Origin of the sequence: Dietzia sp. SLG310A2-38A2 (assembly GCF_014145095.1) — a bacterium.
Taxonomy (GTDB): Bacteria; Actinomycetota; Actinomycetes; order Mycobacteriales; family Mycobacteriaceae; genus Dietzia.
Genome location: NZ_JAALDX010000022.1, coordinates 1 through 4,996, shown reverse-complemented (window position 1 = coordinate 4,996; position 4,996 = coordinate 1). Strand labels below are relative to the sequence as shown.

Below are 4,996 nucleotides of genomic sequence, written 5' to 3'. Positions count from 1 at the left end.
GCCCCACCTCGCGGTGGGGCGCCCCTCCCTCATATGGTCCGGACTACTCGTCCGACCCGATGGGTCAGTCGATCACTTGATGATCTTGGTGACCTGACCGGCGCCGACGGTGCGGCCACCCTCACGGATCGCGAAGCGCAGGCCCTCGTCCATGGCGACCGGCTGGATGAGCTCGACGCTCATCTCGGTGTTGTCGCCCGGCATGACCATCTCGGTGCCCTCGGGGAGGGTCACGACGCCGGTCACGTCCGTGGTGCGGAAGTAGAACTGCGGACGGTAGTTGTTGAAGAACGGCGTGTGACGGCCGCCCTCGTCCTTGGACAGGATGTACGCCTGGCCCTCGAAGTTCGTGTGCGGGGTGTACGCGCCCGGCTTGATGACGACCTGGCCGCGCTCGACCTCCTCGCGCTTGAGGCCACGCACGAGCAGACCGACGTTGTCGCCGGCCTCGCCGTAGTCGAGGAGCTTACGGAACATCTCGATGCCCGTGATGGTGGTCTTGGTGGCCTTCTCCTTGATGCCGATGAGCTCGACATCCTCGTTCACGTTGATCTTGCCGCGCTCGATGCGACCGGTGACGACGGTGCCACGACCGGTGATCGTGAAGACGTCCTCAACGGGCATGAGGAAGGGCTTCTCCGTCTCACGCTCGGGGTCCGGGACGGACTCGTCGCAGGCCTGCATGAGGTCGCGGATCGCCTGGACCCACTTCTCGTCACCCTCGAGCGCCTTGAGCGCCGAGATGTGGACGACGGGGGCGTCCTCGTCGAACTCCTGCGAGGCGAGGAGCTCACGCACCTCCATCTCGACGAGCTCGAGGATCTCCTCGTCGTCGACCATGTCGCACTTGTTGAGGGCGACGAGGATGTAGGGGACGCCGACCTGACGGGCGAGCAGCACGTGCTCACGCGTCTGCGGCATCGGGCCGTCGGTGGCGGCCACGACCAGGATCGCGCCGTCCATCTGGGCGGCACCCGTGATCATGTTCTTGATGTAGTCGGCGTGACCCGGGGCGTCGACGTGCGCGTAGTGGCGCTTCTCCGTCTGGTACTCGACGTGGGAGATGTTGATCGTGATACCACGAGCCTTCTCCTCCGGCGCCTTGTCGATCTCGTCGAACGCGAACGCGTCGTTGAGATCGGGGAAGGTGTCCGCCAGGACCTTGGTGATGGCCGCGGTGGTGGTGGTCTTGCCATGGTCGACGTGACCGATGGTGCCGATGTTAACGTGCGGTTTGGTCCGCTCGAACTTCGCCTTCGCCACTGTGTGTCCTCCTGGACTGGTCTGTCCCCACCTCGAGGTGGGCACTGCTTTGTGTGGGATCTGATCTTACTCATCGTGCCGTGGGGGGCACGAACCGGCGGCCACCCGGAGGTTCGACCGTGCGCCGCCGGCATCGGCCCCGCCCGACCTCGCGGCCGGGCGGGACCAGTACCGGTTACTCGCCGGTCGCCTTGGCGATGATCTCCTTGGACACACTCGCCGGAACCTCGGCGTAGTGGGAGAAGACCATCGAGTAGTTGGCCCGGCCCTGCGTCCGCGACCGGAGGTCGCCGACGTAGCCGAACATTTCGGACAGCGGCACGTTGGCCTTGACGACGCGGGCGCCGGAGCGCTCCTCCATCGCCTGGATCTGGCCGCGGCGGGAGTTGATGTCGCCGATGACGTCGCCCATGTAGTCCTCCGGCGTGATGACCTCCACCGCCATGAGCGGCTCGAGGATCACCGGCTGACACCGACGGGAGGCCTCCTTGAACGCCATCGACCCGGCGACCTTGAACGCCATCTCCGAGGAGTCGACCTCGTGGTAGGCGCCGTCGATCAGCGTGGCCTTGACGTTGACCATCGGATAGCCGGCCAGGACGCCGTACTGCATGGCGTCCTTGATGCCGTGGTCCACGGAGGGGATGTACTCCTTGGGGATCCGGCCACCGGTGACCTTGTCGGAGAACTCGTAGGTCTCGCCCTCTTCGATCTGCTCCTGCGGGAGCGGCTCGAGCCGGATCTGGACCTTGGCGAACTGGCCGGAGCCACCGGTCTGCTTCTTGTGGGTGTAGTCGTACTTCTCGACCGTGCCCTTGATGGTCTCGCGGTACGCGACCTGCGGCTTGCCGACGTTGGCCTCGACCTTGAACTCGCGCTTCATCCGGTCGACCAAGACGTCCAGGTGGAGCTCGCCCATGCCGCCGATGACCGTCTGACCGGTCTCGTCGTCCAGCCGGACGGAGAACGTCGGGTCCTCGCGCGCCAGCTTCTGGATGGCCGTGCCGAGCTTCTCCTGGTCGGCCTTGGTCTTGGGCTCGATCGAGACGTCGATGACCGGGGCCGGGAACGTCATCGACTCGAGGATGACCTGGTTCTGCAGGTCGCACAGGGTGTCACCCGTGGTGGTGTCCTTGAGGCCGATGAACGCGTAGATATGGCCGGCGACGGCCTCCTCGACGGGCATCTCCTTGTTGGCGTGCATCTGGAAGAGCTTGCCGACGCGCTCCTTCTTGCCCTTGGTCGCGTTCTGGACCTGCGTGCTCGGGTCGATACGACCCGAATAGACGCGGACGAAGGTGAGCTCACCGAAGAACGGGTGCACGGCGATCTTGAACGCCAGTGCAGCGAACGGCTCGTCCTTGGAGGGCTGACGGCTGACGACCTTCTCCTCGTCGCCCACGGCGTGACCGTGGATCGAGCCGACGTCGAGCGGATTCGGCAGGTACGCGATGACGGCGTCGAGCAGGGGCTGGACACCCTTGTTCTTGTACGCCGAACCACACAGCACCGGGTAGATCTCGGCGTTGACCGTCATCTTGCGGATCGCGGCCTGGATCTCGGCCTTCGTCAGCTCCTCGCCGCCGAAGTACTTCTCCATGAGGGCCTCGTCGCTCTCGGCGACGGCCTCGAGGAGCTTCTCGCGGTACTCGTCGGCCTTGTCCTTGAGATCCTCGGGGATCTCCTGGACCGTGGCCTCGGTGCCGATCGGCGTGACGCCGGGCCAGACGAGGGCCTTCATCTCGACGAGGTCGATGACCCCGTCGAACTCGTCCTCCGCGCCGATGGGCAGCTGCAGGACGAGCGGCTTCGCGCCGAGCCGGTCGATGATGGTCTGCACGGTGTAGTAGAAGTCCGCGCCCATCTTGTCCATCTTGTTGACAAAACAGATGCGCGGGACGTCGTACTTCTCCGCCTGGCGCCAGACCTGCTCCGACTGGGGCTCCACGCCCTCCTTGCCGTCGAAGACCGCGACGGCGCCGTCGAGGACGCGCAGCGACCGCTCGACCTCGACCGTGAAGTCGACGTGGCCCGGGGTGTCGATGATGTTGATCTGGTTGTCGGCCCAGAAACAGGTGACGGCGGCCGACGTGATGGTGATGCCGCGCTCCTTCTCCTGTTCCATCCAGTCGGTGGTCGAGGCGCCGTCGTGCGTCTCGCCGATCTTCCGGTTGACACCCGTGTAGAACAGGATGCGCTCGGTGACGGTCGTCTTACCGGCGTCGATGTGCGCCATGATGCCGATGTTGCGGACCTTGTTGAGGTCGGTCAGCACGTCCTGTGCCACGGATGGTCCCCGATCGTGAGTCTTAGGTGGCCCGGGCGGTCGTGTGGACCGTCCGAACCGGGTCTGTTGTCCTGGGCCGTGCCCCGCTTCGCTCGCGCGGGAGACGACCCTCGTTCAATGATGCCACCCTCGGGGCGGCCGGGGGGCCCCGGAGCGGTGACGCCCGGTGGGCGTCCCCCCGCTCCGGGGCCCGGCTGGATCACCAGCGGTAGTGCGCGAACGCCCGGTTGGCCTCGGCCATCTTGTGGGTGTCCTCGCGGCGCTTGACCGCGGCACCCAGACCGTTCGAGGCGTCGAGGATCTCGTTGGCGAGACGCTCGACCATGCTGTTCTCGCGGCGCTGCCGGGAGAAGGTCACCAGCCAGCGCATGGCCAGGGTCGTGGAACGCCCGGGGCGGACCTCGACGGGCACCTGGTAGGTGGCGCCACCGACGCGGCGGGAGCGGACCTCGAGGGCGGGCTTGACGTTGTCGAGCGCCTTCTTGAGGGTGAGGACCGGATCGGTACCGGTCTTCTCGCGGCAGATCTCCAGCGCCGAGTAGACGATGCGCTCGGCGGTCGTCTTCTTGCCGTCGAGGAGGATCTTGTTGACGAGCTGCGTGACCAGCGGCGAGCCGTAGACCGGATCGTTGATGAGCTGGCGCTTCGGGGCGGGACCCTTACGAGGCATTACTTCTCCTTCTTGGCGCCGTAGCGGGAGCGGGCCTGCTTGCGGTCCTTCACGCCCTGCGTGTCGAGGGAGCCGCGGATGATCTTGTAACGGACACCCGGGAGGTCCTTCACACGACCACCACGGACGAGCACCATCGAGTGCTCCTGGAGGTTGTGGCCCTCACCGGGGATGTAGGCGGAGACCTCGATGCCGCTGGTGAGGCGCACGCGGGCGACCTTACGGAGCGCGGAGTTCGGCTTCTTGGGGGTGGTGGTGTACACACGGGTGCACACGCCGCGACGCTGCGGCGAGCCCTTGAGGGCCGCCGTCGCTGTCGAGGACTTCTTGTCCTGGCGGCCCTTGCGGACCAGCTGGTTGATGGTTGGCATGAACCGACTTTCTCTAGCTGGCGGCCTCCTCGGGGGCGACCACCGGTCACTGGGACGTTGCTCGTATCCGGACTCTCGCGCTCCCCGACGGGCGCACGGGCGACCACGTCAGCCGCTCTCGCTGGCCTACTGGGCACGATCCTCCAGCTCGCGTACTGCGAGCACGATGGTCAAGCCTAACCGCCCTCGTGAGGATCGGTCAAAACGCGGCCGGGGCCGCCCCTCGGGCCGACGCCTGCGGGACCTGCGCGAGCACCAGGTCCAGGGTCTCGGCCCAGTACCGGATCACCTTCTCGCGCCGGGCCGAGTCGTCGGAGAGCACGTCCGCCAGCCCGAGCCCGCGGGCCAGGTCCAGGGTGGCCTGCAGGGGCCTGCGCACCCGCACGTCGCCGGGGTCGTGCCCGA

General features: G+C 66.6%; 4 protein-coding genes and 1 pseudogene. All 5 read right to left on the bottom strand.

The annotated features are described in order from the left end of the window. Positions 1-72: 72 nt before the first annotated feature. Positions 73-1,263, bottom strand: a complete 1,191-nt coding sequence (gene tuf, locus G6027_RS00850; RefSeq protein WP_182634551.1) for an elongation factor Tu — start codon at positions 1,261-1,263, stop codon at positions 73-75. 175 nt (positions 1,264-1,438) lie between these two features. Beyond that, positions 1,439-3,550: an elongation factor G gene (gene fusA, locus G6027_RS00845; RefSeq protein ID WP_182634549.1), complete on the bottom strand. Its 2,112-nt coding sequence runs from the start codon at positions 3,548-3,550 to the stop codon at positions 1,439-1,441. A gap of 199 nt (positions 3,551-3,749) precedes the next feature. Further along, positions 3,750-4,220 (bottom strand): 30S ribosomal protein S7, encoded by a 471-nt coding sequence (gene rpsG, locus G6027_RS00840; RefSeq protein ID WP_179525929.1) that lies wholly within the window; start codon positions 4,218-4,220, stop codon positions 3,750-3,752. Next, positions 4,220-4,591: a 30S ribosomal protein S12 gene (gene rpsL, locus G6027_RS00835; protein WP_017838186.1), complete on the bottom strand. Its 372-nt coding sequence runs from the start codon at positions 4,589-4,591 to the stop codon at positions 4,220-4,222. Before rpsL ends, rpsG begins: the two co-directional genes overlap by 1 nt. Positions 4,592-4,790: 199 nt before the next feature. Then, a pseudogene (locus G6027_RS00830) lies at positions 4,791-4,996 on the bottom strand (TetR/AcrR family transcriptional regulator); the annotation flags it as partial.

What these genes read in the sequence shown, in the direction of transcription:
- rpsG (WP_179525929.1), bottom strand. Translation starts at nt 4,220, where the DNA reads ATGCCTCGTAAGGGTCCCGCCCCGAAGCGCCAGCTCATCAACGATCCG.
- rpsL (WP_017838186.1), bottom strand. Translation starts at nt 4,591, where the DNA reads ATGCCAACCATCAACCAGCTGGTCCGCAAGGGCCGCCAGGACAAGAAG.